The organism is Kingella bonacorsii (genome assembly GCF_016623605.1).
Classification (GTDB): Bacteria; Pseudomonadota; Gammaproteobacteria; order Burkholderiales; family Neisseriaceae; genus Kingella_B; species Kingella_B oralis.
Window position 1 is genome coordinate 107,279 of the sequence record NZ_JAEHNZ010000004.1, and the last position, 19,820, is coordinate 127,098.

General features: G+C 55.7%; 20 protein-coding genes and 1 pseudogene. 11 read left to right on the forward strand and 10 right to left on the reverse strand.

What is annotated here, in order from left to right; translation table 11 throughout:
- The first annotated feature begins 45 nt into the window (after positions 1 to 45).
- The 8 genes and pseudogenes from JDW22_RS11095 (at position 46) to JDW22_RS11120 (ending at position 9,959) form a co-directional block, all read left to right on the forward strand.
- The gene (locus JDW22_RS11095) at positions 46 to 1,569 is read left to right on the forward strand and encodes a fumarate hydratase (RefSeq protein ID WP_200523110.1); all 1,524 of its coding nucleotides are present in this window, start codon (positions 46 to 48) and stop codon (positions 1,567 to 1,569) included.
- A gap of 181 nt (positions 1,570 to 1,750) precedes the next feature.
- Entirely contained in the window at positions 1,751 to 1,909 is a 159-nt protein-coding gene (locus JDW22_RS11100) for a hypothetical protein (RefSeq protein WP_200523111.1), read from the forward strand.
- The gene (locus JDW22_RS11105; RefSeq protein ID WP_235965494.1) at positions 1,879 to 4,560 is read left to right on the forward strand and encodes an exodeoxyribonuclease V subunit gamma; all 2,682 of its coding nucleotides are present in this window, start codon (positions 1,879 to 1,881) and stop codon (positions 4,558 to 4,560) included. Before JDW22_RS11100 ends, JDW22_RS11105 begins: the two co-directional genes overlap by 31 nt.
- A gap of 5 nt (positions 4,561 to 4,565) precedes the next feature.
- Positions 4,566 to 5,099: pseudogene (locus JDW22_RS13745) on the forward strand (exodeoxyribonuclease V subunit gamma); the annotation flags it as partial.
- A gap of 111 nt (positions 5,100 to 5,210) precedes the next feature.
- Positions 5,211 to 5,378 (forward strand): hypothetical protein, encoded by a 168-nt coding sequence (locus tag JDW22_RS14110; protein ID WP_329610747.1) that lies wholly within the window; start codon positions 5,211 to 5,213, stop codon positions 5,376 to 5,378.
- Between the two features lie 128 nt (positions 5,379 to 5,506).
- Positions 5,507 to 6,340 (forward strand): segregation and condensation protein A, encoded by an 834-nt coding sequence (locus JDW22_RS11110; protein WP_235965495.1) that lies wholly within the window; start codon positions 5,507 to 5,509, stop codon positions 6,338 to 6,340.
- 964 nt (positions 6,341 to 7,304) lie between these two features.
- Complete coding sequence (gene parE / locus JDW22_RS11115; RefSeq protein WP_200523112.1) at positions 7,305 to 9,293, forward strand: DNA topoisomerase IV subunit B; 1,989 nt, start codon at positions 7,305 to 7,307, stop codon at positions 9,291 to 9,293.
- 465 nt (positions 9,294 to 9,758) lie between these two features.
- Positions 9,759 to 9,959 (forward strand): hypothetical protein, encoded by a 201-nt coding sequence (locus JDW22_RS11120; RefSeq protein ID WP_200523113.1) that lies wholly within the window; start codon positions 9,759 to 9,761, stop codon positions 9,957 to 9,959.
- Between the two features lie 291 nt (positions 9,960 to 10,250).
- On the opposite strand, the gene JDW22_RS11125 is transcribed toward JDW22_RS11120, so the two are convergent.
- The 9 genes from JDW22_RS11125 to JDW22_RS11165 form a co-directional block, all read right to left on the reverse strand.
- On the reverse strand, positions 10,251 to 11,714 hold the full coding sequence (locus JDW22_RS11125; RefSeq protein ID WP_200523114.1) for a radical SAM protein: 1,464 nt from the start codon (positions 11,712 to 11,714) through the stop codon (positions 10,251 to 10,253).
- Positions 11,715 to 11,960: 246 nt separating this feature from the next.
- Positions 11,961 to 12,263: a hypothetical protein gene (locus JDW22_RS11130; RefSeq protein WP_200523115.1), complete on the reverse strand. Its 303-nt coding sequence runs from the start codon at positions 12,261 to 12,263 to the stop codon at positions 11,961 to 11,963.
- Positions 12,264 to 12,370: 107 nt separating this feature from the next.
- On the reverse strand, positions 12,371 to 12,697 hold the full coding sequence (locus JDW22_RS11135) for a hypothetical protein (protein WP_200523116.1): 327 nt from the start codon (positions 12,695 to 12,697) through the stop codon (positions 12,371 to 12,373).
- A gap of 74 nt (positions 12,698 to 12,771) precedes the next feature.
- The gene (locus JDW22_RS11140; protein ID WP_200523117.1) at positions 12,772 to 13,524 is read right to left on the reverse strand and encodes a prolipoprotein diacylglyceryl transferase family protein; all 753 of its coding nucleotides are present in this window, start codon (positions 13,522 to 13,524) and stop codon (positions 12,772 to 12,774) included.
- A 109-nt stretch (positions 13,525 to 13,633) separates the two neighbouring features.
- A complete protein-coding gene (locus JDW22_RS11145) occupies positions 13,634 to 14,857 on the reverse strand; it encodes an aspartate kinase (RefSeq protein ID WP_200523118.1) in 1,224 nt (407 codons plus the stop codon).
- 31 nt (positions 14,858 to 14,888) lie between these two features.
- Positions 14,889 to 15,092: a hypothetical protein gene (locus JDW22_RS11150; protein WP_200523119.1), complete on the reverse strand. Its 204-nt coding sequence runs from the start codon at positions 15,090 to 15,092 to the stop codon at positions 14,889 to 14,891.
- 106 nt (positions 15,093 to 15,198) lie between these two features.
- A complete protein-coding gene (gene pssA, locus JDW22_RS11155) occupies positions 15,199 to 16,011 on the reverse strand; it encodes a CDP-diacylglycerol--serine O-phosphatidyltransferase (protein WP_407929586.1) in 813 nt (270 codons plus the stop codon).
- Between the two features lie 140 nt (positions 16,012 to 16,151).
- Positions 16,152 to 16,961 carry a 4-hydroxy-tetrahydrodipicolinate reductase gene (dapB, locus tag JDW22_RS11160; protein WP_200523120.1) on the reverse strand — a complete coding sequence of 270 codons (810 nt, stop codon included), beginning with the start codon at positions 16,959 to 16,961 and terminating at the stop codon, positions 16,152 to 16,154.
- Positions 16,962 to 16,970: 9 nt separating this feature from the next.
- Complete coding sequence (locus JDW22_RS11165; protein ID WP_200523121.1) at positions 16,971 to 17,345, reverse strand: outer membrane protein assembly factor BamE; 375 nt, start codon at positions 17,343 to 17,345, stop codon at positions 16,971 to 16,973.
- A gap of 157 nt (positions 17,346 to 17,502) precedes the next feature.
- Here JDW22_RS11165 and fur point away from each other — a divergent pair, with 157 nt between their 5' ends.
- Positions 17,503 to 17,928 (forward strand): ferric iron uptake transcriptional regulator, encoded by a 426-nt coding sequence (fur, locus tag JDW22_RS11170; RefSeq protein ID WP_200523122.1) that lies wholly within the window; start codon positions 17,503 to 17,505, stop codon positions 17,926 to 17,928.
- Between the two features lie 243 nt (positions 17,929 to 18,171).
- On the opposite strand, the gene efp is transcribed toward fur, so the two are convergent.
- The gene (efp, locus tag JDW22_RS11175; RefSeq protein ID WP_200523123.1) at positions 18,172 to 18,732 is read right to left on the reverse strand and encodes an elongation factor P; all 561 of its coding nucleotides are present in this window, start codon (positions 18,730 to 18,732) and stop codon (positions 18,172 to 18,174) included.
- A 141-nt stretch (positions 18,733 to 18,873) separates the two neighbouring features.
- On the opposite strand from efp, the gene JDW22_RS14015 reads away from it, so the two are divergent.
- Positions 18,874 to 18,996, forward strand: coding sequence for a hypothetical protein (locus JDW22_RS14015; protein ID WP_268884243.1), 123 nt, complete (start codon positions 18,874 to 18,876; stop codon positions 18,994 to 18,996).
- Positions 18,997 to 18,998: 2 nt separating this feature from the next.
- Positions 18,999 to 19,721 (forward strand): endonuclease/exonuclease/phosphatase family protein, encoded by a 723-nt coding sequence (locus tag JDW22_RS11180; RefSeq protein ID WP_200523124.1) that lies wholly within the window; start codon positions 18,999 to 19,001, stop codon positions 19,719 to 19,721.
- Positions 19,722 to 19,820: the final 99 nt, after the last annotated feature.

A 19,820-nucleotide genomic window follows, 5' to 3' on the forward strand; every position in this document is an offset into this window, starting at 1 on the left:
TTCAGGCTGTCTCCGTTTTCTCATCGCCTTATAAGGACACCAACCATGACCACAATCAAACAAGAAGACTTTATCCAAAGCATCGCCGATGCGTTCCAATTCATCAGCTACTACCACCCCAAAGACTTCATCGACGCGCTCAACGAAGCCTTGCAAAAAGAGCAAAACCCCGCCGCCAAAGATGCAATAACGCAAATTTTGGTGAACAGCCGTATGTGCGCCGAAGGGCATCGCCCGATTTGCCAAGACACAGGCATCGCCACCGTGTTTTTGAAAATCGGCATGAATGTGCAATGGGACGCGCAAATGAGCGTGCAGGAAATGGTGAACGAAGGCGTGCGCCGCGCGTACACCCACCCCGATAACGTGTTGCGCGCATCGGTGTTGGCAGACCCTGCGGGTAAGCGCATCAACACCAAAGACAACACGCCTGCCGTGGTGCACACCGAAATCGTGGCGGGCGATAAGGTGGAAGTGATTTGCGCGGCAAAAGGTGGTGGCTCGGAAAACAAATCCAAGCTGGCGATGCTGAACCCATCCGACAGCATTGTGGATTGGGTGCTGAAAACCGTGCCGACTATGGGCGCGGGTTGGTGTCCGCCTGGCATTTTGGGCATTGGCATCGGTGGCACGCCTGAAAAAACGATGTTGATGGCAAAAGAAAGCCTGATGGGGCATATTGACATCCACAAATTGCAAGAAAAAGCTAAATCGGGCGCAGAATTGAGCACGGTGGAGCAGCTGCGTTTGGAAATCTATGAAAAAGTGAACGCGCTGGGCATCGGCGCGCAAGGCTTGGGCGGCTTGACCACGGTGTTAGACGTGAAAATCTTGGATTACCCCACCCACGCGGCGGGCAAACCGGTTGCCATGATTCCCAACTGCGCGGCAACCCGCCATGTGGAATTTGAACTGGACGGCAGCGGCCCTGCCCACTTGCAAGCGCCGAGCTTGGAAGATTGGCCCGACATCACATACAGCCCCGACAACGGCAAGCGTGTAAACGTGGACACACTCACCAAAGAAGAAGTCGCCACTTGGAAAACAGGCGATGTGTTGCTGCTGAACGGCAAAATCCTCACAGGGCGCGATGCCGCGCATAAACGCTTGATTGATATGCTAAACAATGGCGAGCCGCTGCCTGTGGATTTCAAAAACCGCATTATTTACTACGTGGGGCCTGTGGATCCTGTGCGCGATGAAGTCGTTGGCCCTGCTGGTCCAACCACGTCCACCCGCATGGATAAATTTACCCGCCAAATGCTGGAACAAACGGGCTTGCTCGGCATGATTGGCAAATCGGAGCGCGGCGCGGACACCTGCAAAGCGATTGCCGACAACCAAGCGGTTTACCTGATGGCAACGGGCGGCGCGGCGTATTTGGTGGCGAAGGCGATTCGCTCTTCCAAAGTGTTGGCGTTCCCCGAATTGGGCATGGAAGCGATTTACGAGTTTGAAGTGAAAGATATGCCCGTTACCGTTGCCGTGGACAGCAAGGGGCAGTCGGTACACGCGATTGCGCCGAAACAATGGCAGGCGAAGATTGGGATTATTCCTGTGGAAAGCTGATGGCCTGATGCGTTTCAGGCTGCCTTGCGGCGTTTGTTGTTCAAGGCAGCCTGAAAATACAAAACACGATTTGGGATGCAAATGCCCGATCGTGTTTTTTGATTTTTTTGAGGATAAGGCAGCCTGAAACCATGCAACAAATGGCGAATACTACACGGGGTGCAGGGGCAAGCCCCTGCTCGTGGTAGGCGGCGAAACGCCTGCGCGGGCAAACAATAGGCAGCCTGAAACCCACCCCAACCATTTCCCCCGCTTTCAGGCTGCCTCATCTATAATCCACCCCCATCGCAACCCCAGCCCCGCGCCGCCATGCTCCATCTCTACCAATCCAACCGCCTAGAAGACATCGCGCAAATGCTCGCCCGCATCCAACAAGTCGCACCGTTGGAAAACCCTTTTGCTGCCGAAGAAATCATCATCCAAAGCCAAGGGATGCGCCGCTATATCAGCCAGTACCTCGCGCGTGAAACAGGCATTGCCGCCAACCTCCATTTCAGCCTGCCCGCAGGCTTGGCGTGGCGGCTGATGCGCGAAGCCATGCCCGATATTCCCGCGCTCAGCCCGTTTTCATCCGAAGTGATGCGCTGGCGGCTGCTCGCGCTGTTTCAATCCGCCGAGTTTGCCCAATCGCCCGATTTTGCCCAATCGCGCCAAGCCCTTGCGCCGTATTTGAACAACGGCGATTACGCCGCCTATCAGCTCGCGGGGCAACTTGCCGATGTGTTTGACCAATATCTGGTGTACCGCCCCAACTGGATAGAAGCATGGGCAGCAGGCAAACACGTCCCCGAGCTGACTCATAGCCGCAGCGCAGAGCAGCAAATCTGGCAAGCCCAGCTTTGGCAGCATCTGGACGACGGCAAACAAGGCGCGCCCCACCGCGTACAACTGTGGCGCACGCTGATGCAGTCGCTTGCCCGCCCCAATCCGCGCCTGCCGCAACGCTATTTTGTGTTCGGCATCGCCACACTCGCCCCCATGTATCTGCAACTGCTCGCCCAGCTTGCGCAGCACAGCCAAGTGCACATCTTCGCCCTCAACCCCAGCCAAGCCTACTGGGGCAACATCATTGAGCCCGCCCAAATCCTCAACCAAACCCAAACCGCCGATTTAAGCTACCAAGGGCATCCCCTGCTCGCCTCGCTGGGCAAACAAGGGCGCGATTTTTTCAACGAGCTTGCCGAAGTGCAAGCCCAGCTAGACCTCACCTCCTACACCAGCGAAGCCCCCTCCCCCAGCCTGTTGCACAGCATCCAATATCACATCCAAAGCCAAACCCTGCCCGAAACCGCCCATGCTAACGGCTGGCTTGCCGCGCATCAAGATTATGTGCGCAGCCAACCCCATTTTCAGGCTGCCCAACAGCAGCTTAATCAACAATACCAAACCGCCCTCGCTCCCTATCAAAGCAGCCTGAAAACGAACATCAACGAAACCCCCGACCTATTTTCAGGCTGCCTCAACACGCCCGAACAAAACGCCATCCAGCAAATCCAGCTTGCCCACCAGCAAAATCTCGCCCTTGCCCAACTCAACGCCGACCCCAGCATCCAAATCCACAGCGCGCACAGCCCCCTGCGCGAATTGCAAATTCTCAAAGACCAGCTACTTGTTTTGCTTGCCCAACACCCTGACTGGCAACCGCACGACATCGCCATCCTCACTCCCCATATAGAACCCTACACCCCCTATATAGAAGCCATCTTCGGCAAACACAGCCCCCACCCCCTGCCCTACACCCTGTCCGACACCCAAATCGCCCACCGCCAGCCCCTGCTGGATGCCCTTGCGCAAACCCTCGCCCTGATGGACAGCCGCTTTGAAGCCGACAAACTCATCGCCCTGTTGGATAACGAACTCATCCTCGCCACCCACCAGCTCACGCGAGACGACCTCCCCCTTATCCACGACACCATCGCCCAGCTCAACATCCGCTGGGGCAGCGATGCCTCCCAACGTAGCCAACACAGCAGCCAGCCCAACGCCCAATACACATGGCAACAAGGGCTAGAACGCCTCGTGCTCGGCTTTATGTTGCCCGACAACCCTGCAAACCCCCTCTGGCACCACATCGCCCCCCATAGCAGCAACCCCAGCCACCAAGCCCCCCTCAGCCGCTTCGCCGCCCTCGTCGCCACCCTTATCCGCCACCAAAACCAATGGCAACCCCCCGCCACCATCCCCCAATGGAACGAACGCATCCACAGCCTAATCAGCGACCTGATTACCCCGCAAAGCGATGCCGACCACCAAGTCCACCAGCAGCTAGAAACCGCCCTCGCCCAATGGCAAAACGAAGCCCAAACCGCTCACTACACCCAAGCCATCAACCAAACCATCGCCATCCAACACCTCAACCAATACCTAACCAGCCAAGACGATGCAGGCTTTTTGCGCGGCGGCATCACCGTATGCAGCATGGTGCCCATGCGCAGCCTGCCATTTAAAGTCCTCTGCCTACTCGGGCTCAACGACGGCGACTACCCCCGCAACACCAAAGCCGCCCCCTACGACCTTATCGCCCAACACCCGCAAAAAGGCGACCGCGCCCGCCGCGACGACGACCGCTATCTGTTCCTAGAAGCCATCCTATCCGCCCGCGAAGTCCTCTATCTCTCCTACATCGGCAAAGACATCCGCACCGACGAAGAACGCGCCCCCAGCACCCTCATCGGCGAACTCATCGACACCATCGCCGCGCTCAGCCAAATCCCCAGCAGCCAGCTTGCCCAACACTGGATAACCCAGCACCCGCTGCAACCCTTCTCCCCTAAATACTACACAGGCAGCCTGAAAAACCATTCCAGCGCAGCCAAACTCATCAGCACCCGCCAAGACTATGCCCAAGCACTCAATACCCCCCAGCCCCCCGTCGCCCCATTCCTGCAAAACTACACTGCCAACGAAACACAAGAGCAGCCTGAAATCCCCCAGCCACCTTTCTACAATACTGGCGCAACCCCAACCGCCAATGGCTCAAGCACGCCCTAGGCTGGCAAGCCCCCCACACCCAAGCCGCCCACCCCAGCAGCGAGCCATTTACTATCGACAACCCCCGCCAACTAGACACCGCCTACACCCAAGCCCGCCAACACCACCAAGACTTCGCTGCCCTCGCCGCCACCCTCACCGCCCAAAGCCAACTGCCCACAGGCGAATTCAACACCCTGATTGCCCAAGAACAAGCCATCGCCGCCGCAGGGCTAGACAGCGAACTCATCCACAGCCCCCGCCACCCCGACCACACAGGCAGCCTGAAACTCCCCACAGGCACGCTCCACTACACCCTCAGCCACAACCACCAACACGGACAAATTCTCTACGCCCACCAATTCCTCCCCAACCACAACACCCAAGCCAAACTCCAAGCCAGCGACAGCATAGAACTGCTGCTGCGCCACATCATATACAGCGCCGCCGCCCCAGCCAGCCACCACTACCTCTCCCTACACCAAAGTATCACCCTCCCCCCCATCGCCCAAGAAACCGCCCAAGCCACCCTCGCCCAATGGCTCACCGCCTACCAGCAAGGGCAACAATACCCCATCCCCTTCTTCCCGCGCGTAACCCTAGCCGCCGCCCAAGCCTACTACACCAGCAAAACCCCAGACTGGGACAAAGCGCAAAAAGAAGCCCAAACCGTGTACCACAAAGGCTACACAGGCTTTGCCCAAGCCGACTACCCCGAAACCAAACTCATCTACGGACGCGACGACGACACCCCCATCAACAGCCCCACCTTCCGCCACCTCACCGAAAACCTATTTGCCCACCTAGCCGACTGCCTCGCCGCGCTAGACCCTGATTAAATTGCATTACCCAAAGGCAGCCTGAAAATGGAACGGCAACGGTTCGCTGCCAAATAGCCCACCATCCCACAAAGGCAGCCTGAAATCCCAAATAGCCCAAATGTAGGTCGGGCATTTATGCCCGACAAATGCAGCCTGAAAACCAACCCACCACATCTCCCCAACACCCCACCATGACCATCGCCTACCTCTTCGGACAACCCGTAACCGACCTCCCCAAAGACCTCTTCATCCCCCCCCAAGCTCTACAAGTCGTCCTCAGCAGCTTTGAAGGCCCGCTGGATTTACTGCTGTATCTCATCCGCAAGCAAAACCTAGACGTGTTGGACATCCCCATGCTGCAAATCACCGAGCAATACCTCGGCTACATCAACCAAATGGAAGCCCGCCAATTTGACCTTGCCGCCGAATACCTGCTGATGGCCGCCGTGCTCATAGAAATCAAATCCCGCCTGCTGCTGCCGCAAACGCAGCCTGAAAACGAAGAACCCGAAGCCGACCCCCGCGCCGAGCTCGTCCAACGCCTGCTCGCCTACGAACAAATGAAACTCGCCGCCCAAGGCTTAGATGCCCTCCCCCGCGCAGGCCGCGACTTCGGCTGGGCATACTTGCCACTAGAAATCGCCCAAGTTCAACGCCTGCCCGAAGTCCAACTCGCCGACCTCACCCAAGCGTGGCTCGGCATTCTCTCCCGCGTCAAACACAACCAAAACCACCAGATAGAACACGAAGCCGTCTCCGTGCGCGAACGCATGAGCGCCATCCTGCGCAAACTCAACGCCCAAGCAAGCTGCGCCTTCTCCCAGCTGTTCCAGCCCGAGCTGGGCGCAGCGCATGTTGTCGTCAATTTCATCGCCCTGTTGGAGCTGGTCAAAGAAGGCTTGGTGCGCGTGCAACAAGAAAACCAGTTTGGCGAAATCGCCATCGTGCTCGCGCAAAATAACCGCCCATCCATCGTTTAAACCATTTTAGCTTCGCAACTCCGCTGCGCTATGCAGGCTGCCTTTGGGTGTGTGCGTTTCCCCAAAGGCAGCCTGAAAACCCAATAGCGCGGCAATGACTCATCACCCAATAGCAAACATCCAAGCCCGTAGGATGGGCAACTTGTTACCCATCCTACTACTGCATTTCAGGCTACCTTAAACACACAAAGGCAGCCTGAAACGCAGTTCAACATAATCGGAACAATAATCCAGCCAAACCAAAAGCAGCCTGAAAAACAAAATCGCTTGATATTCTGCCAAGCGAATTTTTACCGAATAAATTGAATTTAGCTTCGCAACTCCGCTACGCTCCGCAGGCTGCCTAACGCTTCACAACAGTTTACTACTGCCGCTCTCTCCCCTACGTCCAGCCGAACGGAGCATCCTTTTTTCGGGAAAAAGCGTGCGCTTGTCCGACGACGCGCGTAGCGCGGCTAGTTCGCACGCGCCAAAAAAGGATGCGCAGTGAGGGAAGTTTGGCGCAGCCAAACCTGCACGTCGGGGTCGCCTTTCTTTTGCCAGAACCTGTATTCGTTATCTGCGCGAGCGGATTTTGTATTCAGTGAATACGAATACAAGGCGACAAGCCAAGTTAATAGTGGTTCTATTAACTTGGCTTGGCAACGCAGTAGGCGTGTTCAATGAATGCAAAAGCAGCCGTGCAGATAGCGAATGCAGGTTCTCATTCTTTGGCGAAGCAAAGAAAAGTAAGTGCCCCGTCGGCACGAGACGCATGGTTAAAGCTACACCACAAACTAACCACAAAGCACAAACCATTTTCAGACTGCCTTAATGCCCTCAAAGGCAGCCTAAAAACCAAACCCATCTGCTATTCCGCCAAATCATTTCGTTTTACTGGATAGATTGACTTTCAGGCTGCCCCAAAGCAGTCCACCCCATTTTTTAGTAAAATGCCCCCCTTTGTTCACCTCCATCCCCCACCATGTCCCAACACCCCCACTACACCGAATCCAGCATCAAAGTTCTCAAAGGCCTAGAACCCGTCAAAGAACGCCCAGGGATGTATACCCGCACCGACAGCCCCACCCACATCATCCAAGAAGTCATCGACAACGCCGCCGACGAAGCCCTCGGCGGCTACGCCACCCGCATCAGCGTAGAAATCCACAGCGACCAATCCATCACCGTGCGCGACAACGGGCGCGGCATCCCCACAGGCAACCACCCCACCGAACATCTGCCCGTGGTAGAACTCGTGTTCACCCAACTGCACGCAGGCGGCAAATTCAACAAAACCGAAGCAGGCGGCGCATACGCCTTTTCAGGCGGCTTGCACGGCGTAGGCGTATCCGTAACTAACGCCCTTTCCAAACGGTTAGACGTAACCGTGAAACGCGACGGCAAAATCCAACACATCGCCTTCGCCGGCGGCAGCGTGGTTGAACCCCTGCACCAAATCGCCACCTGCGCCCAAAAAGACACCGGCACCGAAGTGCGCGTGTACCCCGATGCCCGCTATTTTGAAAACCCCAGCTACAACCTAGCCGAGCTAGAACGCCTGCTGCGCGCCAAAGCCGTGTTGCTCAAAGGCGTAGAAGTCAGCCTCACCCGCCCCAGCAAAGGGCTGCCTGAAAACGCCACCACCACCCAAACATGGCACTACCCGCAAGGCTTGCCCAGCTATTTGGAAGACCTGCTTGCCAACGCCCAAGAAGCCGTGCCCATTTTCGCCAGCGAAAACTATCTAGCCCAAAGCAACGACGACTTCCACGCAGGCGAAGGCGCAGCGTTTGCCCTCACATGGCTGGAAGAAGGCACTTGCGCCAACGAAAGCTATGTCAACCTCATCCCCACTCCGCTAGGCGGCACGCACGAAGCAGGGCTCAAACAAGCCATGTTCACCGCCGTAAACAACTTTATCAACCACCACAACCTGCTGCCGCGCGGCGTAAAACTCAACAGCGATGATGTATTTAGCCGCGCCGCCTTTGTGTTGTCCGCCCGCATCCTAGACCCGCAATTTCAAGGGCAAACCAAAGACAAGCTCACCAACCGCGACGCGCTCAAACTCGTTGCCAGCGTGTGCAGCGACCCCTTGGAACTCTGGCTCAACCAAAACATTGAACACGGCAAAAAAATTGCCGAACTCGCCATCAAACAAGCCCAAGCCCGCCTACGCAGCACCAAAAAAATTGAAAAGAAAAAAGGCAGCGGCGTTGCCGTGCTCCCTGGCAAACTTACCGACTGCGAAAGCGAAGACATCCGCGAAAACGAGCTGTTTCTCGTGGAAGGCGACAGCGCAGGCGGCTCCGCCAAGCTCGCGCGCGACAAAAACACCCAAGCCATCCTGCCCCTGCGCGGCAAAGTGCTCAACAGCTTTGAAATCCACCGCGACCAACTGTTCGGCAACGCCGAAATCCACGACATCTCCGTCGCCATCGGCATAGACCCCCACAGCGCACACGACCAGCCCGATTTAAGCACCCTGCGCTACGGCAAAATCGCCATCCTTTCCGATGCCGACGTGGACGGCTCGCACATCCAAGTGCTGCTGCTCACCCTGTTTTACAAACACTTCCCCAAGCTCATAGAACACGGGCATATCTACGTTGCCCAGCCGCCGCTGTTTCGTGTGGACATCAACGCCCAAGGCAAAAACAAACCCGCTCGCAAACTCTACGCCCTAGACCAAACCGAGCTAGACAGCATCTTGGAGCGGCTGCACAAAGAAAACATCAAACCCAGCGCCTATTCCATCAGCCGCTTCAAAGGCTTGGGCGAAATGAACCCCGACCAACTCAAAGACACCACCCTCCACCCCGACACCCGCCGCCTGCTGCAAGTAACCATCCCCGATTTAGAACGCCACGACACCGAAAACATCTTTATCAAACTGATGGGCAAAGGCGAAGCCGCCAGCCGCCGCGCATGGATGGAACGCGAAGGCGACCAAGCCGAGCTGGATATTTAGGCAGCCTGAAACAGCCTACGCCCATTTTCAGGCTGCCTCATCCAGCACAATAGGCAGCCTGAAAAAACAAAACCATTTGGATTGAGCCAAACGGGTTTTTACTGGATAGATTGGCTTTCAGGCTGCCTAACGCTTCACAACTGTTTACTACTGCCACCCTCTCCCCTACGTTCAGCCGAACGGAGCATCCTTTTTTCGGGAAAAAGCGTGCGCTTGTCCGACGGCGCACGAAGTGCGACTAGTTCGCACGCGCCGAAAAAAGGATGCGCAGTGAGGGTAGTTCGCGCAGCGAACCTGCACGTCGGGGTCGCCTTTCTTTTGCTTACTTTTCTTTGGCGAAGCAAAGAAAAGTAAGTGCCCCGTCGGCACGAGACGCATGGTTAAAACTACACCCCAAACCAACCACAAAGCACCAATCCATTTTCAAGCTGCCCCCATTTACCAACCACCCACAAGGAAACCCCCATGCACCACAAACTCCTCCCCCTCGCCCTGATACTCGCCGCCCTAACCGCCTGCGACAGCGCATCCAAAACCGCCGACCAAGCCAGCAGCCAAGCCGCCAGCCAAGTATTAGACATGAACAACAAAAGCAAACAAGCCGCCCAAGACATCCAAAAGCAGCTTAACCAAGAAGCCGACAAAATCAACCAAGCCACGCAATAAACGTTTTCAGGCTGCCTCAATACCCAGAGGCAGCCTGAAAATCATGTAGGAAACAAATAAAGAAACGTCCCGCATTCAATCGGCGGTGCCGTCCCCAAAAGCATGCTGACTTGATTATTGTTACAGACAAGTAGCGTTGATTAAAAATTCCGCAATCTGTTCCTTCCCCCGCCAGCGGGAGAGGGAATAGCAGTACAGCATACTTTTCAGGACACCACCGATAAATAAAAAGGCAGCCTGAAAACGCATCATCCCGTTTTCAGGCTGCCTCACTCAAAAGCATTCCCAATCTCACTCCCCCGCAATCGCAAACACCTTCCCTTTCCCTTCCGCCCACATCGCGTTGCCCGCATCAATCCTGTGGCGAATCTGCGCCAATTTCGCCGCCATCTCGGGGCGGTAAAACAAATTGTAGCTTTCAAACGGGATAAGCCTGCCATCGGGCGTGGCAAAGTGGATGCAAGATTTTTTCAGGCTGCGTAAATCCAAATTTTCGGCATCCATAAATTGCACCACCAAAATGCGGAACACGTTTTCATAGCCCAAGTTGGCGGGCGCGGAAATTTCGGGCAGGCAGCACATCAGTTCGCTCAAACAGTTGGCTTGCGATTCGGGGCTGTGATTGGTGGAAAACAGCTTGAACACGTGTTCTTTTAGGCTGGCATCGTGTTCAAACACAATAGTGTTGCCCGCGCTTTCCACCAAGGTTTGCGGGTCCAAATAGCGGGTGAGCGGGGTGATACTTGCGCCGTCTTTAAAGGCGTAGCCCATCGCCAGCGTGTCGGGATTGCAGGGGACGGGCATGATGTCGGCTTCGCTAAACAAGCCGCTTTGTTCCACGATTTTGCGGCGGATTTCGCTCACGGTGAGGCGGTTTTTGCCGCCCACGTTGTCGGTGCGCCCGGCGAACTGAACGGGCTGCAAGGTTACGCCGCGCACGCAGGGTTGGCTGGCGGCAAAGCGGATGATGTCGCCGATTTCGTGGTCATTTACGCCTTTGGCAACGGTTACCACCAGCGTGGTGGATAGACCTGCGCGGTTCAGGTTGGCAAGGGCTTGCTGGCGGATGCGGCTTAAATCGGCACCGCGCAGGGTTTGGGTTACGGCGTTGTTGAGCGAATCAAATTGCAAGTAGATTTCCAAGCCGTGTTTGCCTGTGGCGGCAAGTTGCTGGGCAAATTCGGGTTCTTGCGCAAGGCGGATGCCGTTGGTGTTTATCATCAGATGCTTGATGGGGCGGCGGCGGGCGGCGGCAAGGATGTCAAAAAATTGGGGGTGGATGGTGGGCTCGCCGCCTGAAATTTGCACCACATCGGGCTCGCCTTCGTTGGCAACAATGGCATCCAGCATGGTTTCCACGGTTGCCAGCGGGTAGTGTTCGCTGCGGTGCGTGCCGCTGTCGGCAAAGCACACGGGGCAGTTGAGGTTGCAGGCGCGGTTGATTTCTACGATAGACAGGCAGGAATGCTGCATGTGGTCGGGGCAAAGCCCGCAGTCGTAGGGGCAGCCGTAGTGCATTTCGCTGTTGAAGCGTTGCGGCATTTCGGGTTTTTTCACGAACACTTCGCGCCCGAGGCGGTAATATTCGGCATCGTCGCTGATGAGCACGCGCTGCATGCCATGGTTGGGACACCATTTGTCCATATAAACGTGGTTGTTTTTAAACACGATTTTGGCTTCTATTTGCTTGAAGCAGGTGCTGCACACGGAGGCGGTGGTGTTGTAGAAATGGTAGGGGCGGTTTTTGCGCGACATGGGATGTTCCTTTTGGTAGGGGTTGGGTTTGTTTTTGTACTGCGATATGGTTTTCAGGCTGCCTCTGCGGGCGAGTGGGCTGTTTGGGGTTTCAGGCTGCAATCTTTGCAAAACCTGCAATCTGTGGCGCGTCGGCGGCTCGCCGACATTTTGCTAACCAATATAGCTCTGTTGAATAAACCATTTTAGCTTTCAGGCTGCCTCGGGTTAAGGCGTAAAAGGCAGCCTGAAAATGAATACAGGTTGTTACTCTTGGTTTTCGTTGTTGTTGGATTTACGTTGTTGGGCACGGTTGCGGTAGTAATGCGGTGGCACGGGTGGCTTGCCCTGCTCGCCGTTTGAGTGCGAGGATTTATCTAATGATTTGAATACGCTCACAAACACCCAGACGCTAAACACCAATGCGCCGATAATACCCACAACCACGCCTTTTTTAATATCTGAGCCACCGCCCCCAACACATACACCGACCGCCGCTACCAACAGCACGCCCGAGCCAAGAGAAATAGCCACCAGCAAAGCGATGATGGCGCTGATAAATGTTCTCATGATTGGTTCCTTGTTATGCCGTTTATATTTGGTTTCTTGTTTTCAGGCTGCCTATTGTATTCGCGCAAAGGCAGCCTGCGAAGCGTCGTGGCGTGGCGCAGCTAAAATCAATTTGCGTTGTCGTGGTTTTCTTGTTCACGTTGTTTACGCCGCTGGGCGCGGTCGCGGTAGTAATGCGGCGGCACGGGCGTGGGGCTGTTCTCTTCGCTGTTTGGCTGAGGCTTATCGCCCAATGCGTTGAACACGCTAATAAACACCCGAATGCCAAATGCTAACGTGGCAATAATGCCCACCACCACGCCCGCTTCAAACACACCCATGCTGACCGTGGTCGCCGCCAATGCGCATACGCCAACCCCCACCAGCAGCAGCGCGCCCAAGCCGAGAAAAATAGCCGCTATCAAAGCAATGATGGCGCGAAAGAATGTTCCCATAGTTGTTCCTTGTTATGCAGTTTATATTTTTTGCTTTTCAGGCTGCCTTATGCCCGCGCAGAGACAGCCTGAAACTATTTCACGCGCCGATAGGTTGCCGCCATCACCAGCAGCGCAAACAGGCACACCCATTGGATGCCGCTCATCCCCAGCCACCAGCCCGCGGGCACGGGTTTGATGCTGTCGATGATTAACCGCCAAAGCAAGTAGCCAAACATCAACACGCGAAACGACAAGCCTTGCTCGTGGGCAAAATACTGCCGCCATTTGGGCAGCGTAATAAGCGCAATCAGCGCGGCAAGCCATTCGTAGAGCTGGGTGGGGTGGCGCGCGCCGTCGCCAAAATCCACGCCCCAAGGCAGCGCGGTGTGCACGCCATAAGTGCCGTCATACAGCCCCGCCACAAAGCAGCCAGTGCGCCCAATCACCAGCCCAAGCAAAATCGGCGCAACAAAATCATCGCCCGTGCGCGAAGTGATGCCGCCGATTTTCTTGCCGATTTCCACCCCCAGCCAGCCGCCTAGCAAACCGCCCACCACGCTTTGCCCCGACACCGCCGCCAGCCAAAACCGCTTGGGGTCGCTGTGCGCCCAAGCCCAGTATTCGGGGAACTGCAAAATAGACACCAGCTTGTTGCCGATGCCCGCGCCCAGCAGGCAAAAAGCCAGCACCCAAATGCCGCCCTTGCTGGCGAGCGCGGAGGGATGCCCGCGGCGTTTGCGGATGTGGTTATACAGCATAAAGCCGCCGCTTAACGCCAGCCATTCGGTGGTGGCGTGGAACAGCAGCGCGGTTTGTTGGTTATGGAGGATAAGGGATTCAAGCATGGCAATGAGTGGATAAGGTTTTCAGGCTGCCGATGGCTTCACCCGTCGGCAATGCGTTATATAGATTTCAGGCTGCCTACGTTACCCATAGGCAGCCTGAAAATCATGATTACGCTTTATCCAAGCCAAACTCTTTGTGCAGCACGCGCGTTGCCAGCTCCAAATATTTCTCGTCAATCAGCACCGAAACTTTGATTTCAGAAGTGGAAATCATCTGGATGTTGATGTTTTCCGATGCCAGCGCATGGAACATTCGCGCCGCGATGCCCACGTGCGAACGCATGCCCAAGCCCACGATGGAGACTTTGCACACCGCATCATCGCCGCTCACTTCCGCCGCGCCGATGCTGTCTTTCAGGCTGCCGAGCAGTTCCAAAGTGGGCTTGTAGTCGCCGCGCGGCACGGTGAACGAGAAATCGGTCGTACCCTCGTTGCCCATGTTTTGGATAATCATGTCCACGTCCACATTAGCATCGGCAACCGCGCCCAAGATTTGGTAGGCGATGCCGGGTTTGTCGGGAACGCCGCGCACGTTGATGCGGGCTTGGTTTTTGTCGAAGGCGATGCCTGAAACGACTGCTTTTTCCATGTTTTCATCTTCCTCAAAAGTAATCAATGTGCCGTTGCCGCCGTCTTTCAGGCTGCTTAATACGCGCAGGCGCACTTGGTATTTGCCGGCAAATTCCACCGAGCGGATTTGCAAAACCTTGCTGCCCAAGCTCGCCAGCTCCAGCATTTCTTCAAACGTGATGGTATCCATGCGGCGCGCTTCGGGCACCACGCGCGGGTCGGTGGTGTAAACGCCGTCCACATCGGTGTAGATTTGGCATTCGTCGGCTTTGAGCGCGGCGGCAAGCGCCACCGCCGATGTGTCCGAGCCGCCGCGCCCCAGCGTGGAAATATCGCCCGCGCTGCTGATGCCCTGAAAGCCCGCCACAATCACCACCGTGCCTTGCGCCAAATCGGCGCGCATTCTGTCGCTGTCAATGTCTTCAATGCGGGCTTTGGTGTGGGCGGTGTCGGTTTTCACGGCAACCTGCCAGCCCGTGTAGCTTTTGGCTTCCACGCCGATGTTTTTCAACGCCATCGCCAATAAGCCGATGGTAACTTGCTCGCCCGTTGCCAACACCACGTCTAATTCGCGCGGGTCGGGAAATTCCTGCATTTCGTGGGCAAGGGCGACAAGGCGGTTGGTTTCGCCGCTCATGGCGGACACCACCACCACCACGTCATGCCCTTCTTGGCGCGCGGCGGCAACGCGCTTGGCAACGTTTTTGATGCGCTCGGGCGAGCCGACTGAGGTGCCGCCGTATTTTTGTACGATAAGTGCCATTGGGTGTGTTCCTATGGGGTAAAGGGTGGGATTATAAACTTTGTGGGGATGCTGTAAAGGTTTGTAAACCGGAATTTAGTCGGCAGTCTGAAAACGGCGGGGCGGGTTTCAGGCTGCCTTTGCCGTTCCAAATCAGCCGCGATTTATCTTTCAGGCTGAAACCTTGGCAAAAGCCAAAGGCAGCCTGAAAGATAAAATGGAGCGGCGACGGCTCGTCGCCAAATAGCGCATTCAACGGGGCTTACGGGTTGGCAAGGTGTCGGCGAGCCGCCAACGCGGCATGGGTTGCAGGTTGTGCAAAAGTTTCAGGCTGCCTATCCGCAAAATAGGCAGCCTGAAATTCAATCCAAGCGCGTTTTGCCGCCCTGCCATTTTTGCCATGCCCACATCACATAGCCCGACAGGCTGTATGCAAAAAAGGCGAGAAACAGAATCAGCGCGGGCTGCAACACCAGCAGCACAATCAGCATCAGCATGCCAATCATGCGGGGGAACGAAATGCGGTGGCGCAGCTTGATTTCTTTGAAGCTCCAAAACGGAATTTGCACCACCATAGAAAAGCCTGCAAACAAGGTAAGCAGCAGCACCCAAATGCTGGATTGGTCAAAGATGCCGTCGTAGCTGCGGTCCAGCCATATCATGCCCACCATCAGCGCGGCGGCGGTGGGGCTGGGGATGCCGATAAACCATTTTTTGCTCACTTTGCCGATGAGCGTGTTAAACAGGGCAAGGCGCAGGGCGGCGCAGGCGCAATAGATAAACGCCACGCAATAGCCCAGCTTGCCGAATTCGTAAAGCTGCCAGTTATACACAATCAGCGCGGGGGCAACGCCAAAGCTCACCATGTCGGCAAGGCTGTCCAGCTGTTCGCCAAACGCGCTTTGGCTGTTGGTGAAGCGGGCGATGCGCCCGTCCATGCCGTCCAGCAGCATGGCAATGAACACGCTGATTGCCGCGCTTTCGTAACGCCCGTGCATGGATTGGGTGATGGCGAAAAAGGCGGCGAACAGCGCGGCAAGGGTGAACGAATTGGGCAGCGCGTAGATGCTGCGTTGGCGGATGAGTTCGCGCTTGCTGGTTTTTTTGTGCTTGGCGCTGTGCGCGTGGTTTTCAGGCTGCATTTGTTGCGGAGTTTCGGTTTCGGGATGATTCATGACGGGGTTTCCTTTTTTGTTGTAACGGCAGGCGCGTTTTGATTTTCAGGCTGCCTATTTGGCAAACGTGCGCCTGATATGACCAAAGGCAGCCTGAAAACGGTTCAACATACTGTTCAGGCTGCCTTATGGCATGGCAATCAGTTTTTCAAGCCCAACACATCCTGCATGTCAAACAAGCCGGTCGGATGGTTTTGCAGCCACACGGCGGCGCGCACTGCGCCCGAGGCAAACGTCATACGGCTGCTGGCTTTGTGGGTGATTTCCACGCGCTCGCCATCGGTGGCAAACAGCGCCGTATGCTCGCCCACAATATCGCCCGCGCGAATGGTAGAAAAGCCGATGGTTTTCGGGTCGCGCGCGCCCGTGTGCCCTTCGCGCCCATACACCGCGCACGATTTCAAATCGCGCCCCACCGCGTTGGCGATGACTTCGCCCATGCGCAACGCCGTACCGCTGGGCGCGTCCACCTTGTGGTGATGGTGCGCTTCAATGATTTCAATGTCGTAGCCTTCGTTTAGCACGCGCGACACGGTGTCTAAAATGTGAAAAGTCAGGTTCACGCCCACGCTAAAATTGGCGGCGAACACAATGGCGTTTTTCTGCGCGGCGGCAGCGATGGCGGCTTTGCCCGCATCGTCAAAACCCGTGGTGCCGATGACCATTTTGATGCCTTTGGCGGCGCATTTTTCAATCAGCGGCAAAGACGCGCTGGGGCGAGTGAAATCAATCAACACATCCGCGTCGTCCAAGGCGATGTCTGCATTGTCGGTTACTTTCACGCCGGTTTTGATGCCCAGCGCAAAGCCCGCATCCAAGCCCAATACGCCCGAGCCTGCGCGGTCCAGCGCGCCCACCAAGATGGTGTTGGGATTGGCTTCCACGGCTTGAACCAGCGTTCTGCCCATGCGCCCGTTTGCGCCCGCAATGGCGATTTTCAGTTGTGCCATGATTACTCCTTATTTTGCAGTTTGTTGAGACGCAGCGATTTGCTCACGCGCGTAGTCCAAAGCGTTGCCTTCAATGCGGCTGACTGCGCCGTTGGCATCAAAGTAAACGCTTAAATTGCGATGTTCTTTAACTTTGTTGCCGCGCACCACTTCGTAAACATAATCCCAGCGGTCGGTGCGAAAAGCGTTGTTAAGCAGGGGCGTGCCGATTTCCATGGCGACTTGCTGGCGCGTCATGCCCGCGCGCAGGGCGAGCACGGCGTTGGCATCCAGCGGGATGCCTTGCACCACGGAAAGTTTGTAATAAGGCAGTTTTTCAACCAGTTTGGGCGTGCACGCGCTGAGCGCGGCGATGGCGGCGATGGCGAGAAGATGGGTTTTCAAGGGCTTTGCCTTTCGTAAACAAAATGAAAATGGGAAAGATACCACAGCCGCCCCATGCGAAAAAGTTTATTGAAAACTTTTATTATTTAGGCTGGGGCTTGTGGGCGAAAAATGCTATTATACGGCATCTGTTTTTATCGCATTATAAGGAATTTGCATGGATAACATCGCGCAGTTAAAGGGAAATGGTTTGAAGGTTACCGGGCCGCGTTTGAAAATTTTGGATTTGTTTGAATCGCACGCGGACGAGCATTTGAGCGCGGAAGATGTGTACCGCATTTTGTTGGATGACGGCACTGAAGTGGGCGTGGCGACGATTTACCGCGTGCTCACGCAGTTTGAACAGGCAGGCATTTTGCTGCGCCATCATTTTGAAACGGGCAAAGCGGTTTACGAGCTGAACAAGGGCGAGCACCACGACCATTTGGTGTGCGTGAAATGCGGCGATGTTACCGAGTTTCATAACGAAGAGATTGAACGCTTGCAGGATAAAATCGCGCAGGACAACGGCTACCGCATTGTGGACCATGCGTTGTATATGTATGGCGTGTGCGGCAAGTGCCAGAAAAAAGAGAAGCGGTAATTTTGAACGATTGAGGCAGCCTGAAAACGGGAAACGGTTTTCAGGCTGCCTTTTTTGTTTTGCGTGATGCGCCTGCGCAGGATGGGCGGGCGGATGATTGCATTCAATCCGCTCCGTGCGCGGCAGGCGATTGCGCCCATTCCGCCAACGCAAAGGCAGCCTGAAAACGGGCGCGGCGCGTTTCAGCGGAGCTAAAACGGCATAAAATGTTTTCAGGCTGCCTTTGGCTGTGGCGATGGGGGATTACGCGCGTTTGCGGAATTCGCCGGTGCGGGTGTCGATTTCCACTTTGTCGCCGTTTTCAATGTAGGACATCACTTGGATTTCTGTGCCGCCAACCAAGCGTGCGGTTTTCATCACTTTGCCTGATGTATCGCCTTTAACAGCGGGCTCAGTGTATTCTACTTCGCGCACGATGATGGTGGGCAGTTCCACGGAGATGGGATTGCCTTCGTAGAAGGTTACTTCGCAGTCGTCGTCCATGCCGTCCACGATAAATTTGAGCGCGTCACCGATGTTGTCGGCTTCGATTTCGTATTGGTTGAATTCGTCGTCCATAAACACATACATGGGGTCGGCGAAATAGCTGTATTTGCAGTTTTTGCGGCTCAATACCACCACGTCAAATTTGTCGTCTGCTTTCACGATGGTTTCGCTGTTTGCGCCTGTGAGCAGGTTTTTCAGCTTCATGGATACTTTGGCTGACGAGCGTCCGCCTTTGATGTATTCGGTTTTTTGCACGACCATGGGGTCGTTGCCAATCATGAATACGTTGCCTGCGCGGAGTTCTTGTGCTGTTTTCATTGGTTTTTTTCCTAGTTCGGTTGTAAACAAAGGGCGCGATTCTAGCTTATTTTGGCTTGTTAATAAAGGGGTTTGGCTGTGTTTGGGTGGCGTTAATGGGGTAGAATCGCGCTTTTGTCGATTGGATTTCAGGCTGCCGTTATGAGATTGTTTTGGGTTGTTTTGTTGCTGGTCGGGCTTTCGGGCTGCGCGGGGACTTATGCGCGGGGCTATGGCAATGAGCATGGTGCGGCGGGGATGGTGGGGCGTTCGTTTAGCTGGTGAGCATGATGCGGATTTTGAGTTACAACATTCAGGCGGCGATTGCGTCCACCAGCTATTTGAGCTACGCGCTGCGGCTGCATCGGCAGGTGTTGCCCAGCCCTGCGAAGCGGCAGGTGTTGGCGGATATTGCGCGGTTTATCAGCGATTTTGATGTGGTGTGTTTGCAGGAGATTGATTTTGGCGGGCTGCGCAATGGTTTTTTGAGCCAAGCGCAGCAGTTGTTGGCGCAAACGCCGTTTTCGCATTCGGTGTGGCAGGTGAATCGCGTGGTGGGCAAGCTGTCGCGGCATGGCAATTTGATTTTGAGCAAATCGCCGATGCGCGAGGTAGTGAACGAGCCGTTGCCGAGCAAGATTAAGGGGCGCGGGATGCTGGCGGCGGAAGTGGAAACGGCGCGGGGGCGGCTGGTGGTGGCGAATGTGCATTTGAGCTTGGGGGCGGTGGATCAGTTTCGCCAGATTCGCTTTGTGCGGCAGAAGTTGGCGGCGTTTGAGAATGTTTGCCTGATGGGGGATTTTAATTGCCCGCCCGATGCGGAGCAGCTTTGTTTGCTTACCGACCATGATTATGCGCGGCTGGCTTTGGATTCGCCTACATACCCAAGCTGGAAGCCGAAGCAGTCGCTGGACCATATTTTTGTGAAAGGCAGCCTGAAAGGGGCGTGCCATGTGAGCCAGTTTGCGGCATCCGACCATTTGCCTGTGGTGTTGGAGGTGGATGGGTAGGCGGGGATGGGATAATTAAAGGCAGCCTGAAAACAGGGGTAGGGTTTTCAGGCTGCCTTTGGCATGGGGTAATTAGCTCGATTACAACGTTACTCTGTT